Source organism: Amycolatopsis sp. NPDC023774 (genome assembly GCF_040639695.1).
In the GTDB taxonomy this organism is placed as follows: Bacteria; Actinomycetota; Actinomycetes; order Mycobacteriales; family Pseudonocardiaceae; genus Amycolatopsis.
Map to the genome: position 1 here is coordinate 1 of NZ_JBFAAJ010000108.1, position 1,618 is coordinate 1,618.

The following is a 1,618-nucleotide window of genomic DNA, read 5'->3' on the forward strand; positions in this document are numbered from 1 at the left end:
GTGGCCCAGTCGGCGTCGGTGCCGAACAGGAAGGGCAGCTCGATGCAATGGGTGGCCCCGAAGGGGGACGCGGGCGGGGCGTAGTCAAAGCGGTAGGCCCACACGCGCGCCCCGCTGTCGTTGAGGCGGGCAGCCAGGCGACGGGTGGGGCGGTTGCACACGGCGTCGCTCGCGTGACGTTCCCAGGTGTTGGCGATCACTGGTCCCACGGCGGGAACTCGGCGCAGGCTGCGCAGCGCCGGATTCAAGGTGTAGAAGGCGCTCATCTCGCGTGCGGTGGTGCCGATGATGACGTCCAGCGTGGGCGCGCGGTGGACGAGGCAGCTGGTCCAGCCTGCCTCGTCCGGGAGGGGTCCGACTCCGGGGATGGGACAGAACGGGGAGATGATCTTCAGCCCGAACCTGCCGGCGGCTGCGCGCGCGACCACGCTCTGGGCATCGAGGATGTCGGGCACCGAGGCGGCGCGCGGGTCCTCACCGAGCCGGGTGAGGAATCGTTGGGCGGCACGCTGGGCGGTGCGGGCACTAGTGAGGTCGAAACCCGGCGCACTTTGGAGGATGGCCCGGCGGAAGAGGTTCTCGGCGGCGGGCATGCCCAGGAGGCACTGCACGGTGTGGCCACCTGCGGACTGGCCGGCCACCGTCACCGCGTCCGGGTCACCACCGAAGGCGGCGATGTTCTGGTGCACCCACCTCAGCGCGGCGAGCTGGTCGGCAAGGCCCAGGTTGCCCTCGGAGATCCCCGGGGCACGCAGATAACCGAGCACGCCCAGCCGGTAGCTGACCGAGACGACGACCACGTCGCCTTCCCGGGCCAGCCGGTGACCGCCGTACCACTTCCACGAGCCGGCGCCCGAGATCCAGGCGCCGCCGTGGAACCACACCAGCACCGGCCGGGCACGATCGTCGGCACCAGGAGTGGTGATGGTCAGGTTCAGGCAGTCCTCACCCTGTTCGTGGGGCTCCGGAGCACCCATGACGGGCTCCAGCCGGGACGGCCTCTGCGGGGCGATCGGACCGTCGACGGTGGCGTCGCGCTCCCCGCTCCAGGCGGGCACCCGGCGGGGCGGGCCGAACCGCTCGCAGGTCGCATAGCGCACACCCCGGAAAACGGTCAGGCCGTCCTCGACCCGCCCGCGCAGCACGCCATCGGCGGTCTTGGCCATGGTGGTGAGCACAGAAACCTCCTCGGATCACCCAACGCAAGTCAACTTGCGTTACACCCAGTGAAGCTCCCTTTCCGGCAGAACGCAACTCGACTTGCGATGATGAGAGGTATGGCGCCACCCCGCCCGGGCCCCTCGCACCGTCGCGGCGCCGCCGTACGCCGAGCCGTCCTCGAGGCCACTACCGAACTCCTGGCCGCCGAGGGCCTGGCGGGTGCTCGCGTCGCCGACATCGCCGCCCGCGCCGGGGTCCACGAGACCTCCGTCTACCGCCGATGGGGCACCCGCAACGCCCTGATCCTCGAGGCCCTCTCCGATCGTCTGGATGCTGAGCTGCCCTGTCCGGACACCGGCTCCATCCGTGAGGACCTGACGGCCTTCTTCACCGACCTGGCTGCCTTCCTCGCCACGCCCACCGGCCGGGCGCTGGCCCGGATCACCCTCGTCCAACC

At 71.0% G+C, this 1,618-nt stretch carries 2 protein-coding genes; one reads left to right on the plus strand and one right to left on the minus strand.

Going from position 1 to position 1,618, the window contains the following annotated elements:
* Positions 1–1,178: carboxylesterase family protein (locus tag AB0F91_RS47170; protein WP_360609056.1), on the minus strand; the 1,178-nt coding region annotated here is incomplete at its 3' end.
* A gap of 99 nt (positions 1,179–1,277) precedes the next feature.
* On the opposite strand from AB0F91_RS47170, the gene AB0F91_RS47175 reads away from it, so the two are divergent.
* Positions 1,278–1,618 (plus strand): helix-turn-helix domain-containing protein (locus AB0F91_RS47175; RefSeq protein ID WP_360609058.1); only part of this gene is annotated, 341 nt, incomplete at its 3' end.